Raw genomic sequence first — 359 nt, forward strand, 5'->3', positions numbered from 1 at the left:
TACCGGGCAGCGACTCCCTCGCAAAGTACGCGGTGGCCTTTTTTAGCACTTCCTTTTCCATCCGTTCGACCGCCAGTTCTTTGCGCAGCTTGGCCACTTCAGCTTCCAGTTCAGCCACGCTGCGGCTACCCGGCGGTGCAGATGGATCGGTGCCGCGCTTGGCAGCGCTCACCCAGTTCGCAAGAGTCCCTTTGGGGATTGCGATTCGCTGCGCGGCCTCTTCCAACGTCAGCCCTTGTGCCAGCACCAGTTTGACCGCCTCGGCCCGGAATTCCGGCGTGTATGTTGTTGATCTCATGATTTCACTCCCTTTGACAAGTTTATCAAATGGAAGTGTCCGAAAATGTCAGGCTACCTCA

Annotated in this window: 1 pseudogene; it reads right to left on the reverse strand. The window is 57.1% G+C overall.

Annotation, left to right across the window (positions count from 1 at the left end):
• Positions 1–298: pseudogene (locus H3H39_RS27365) on the reverse strand (transposase); the annotation flags it as partial.
• Positions 299–359: the final 61 nt, after the last annotated feature.

The organism is Rugamonas apoptosis (assembly GCF_014042355.1).
In the GTDB taxonomy this organism is placed as follows: Bacteria; Pseudomonadota; Gammaproteobacteria; order Burkholderiales; family Burkholderiaceae_D; genus Rugamonas; species Rugamonas apoptosis.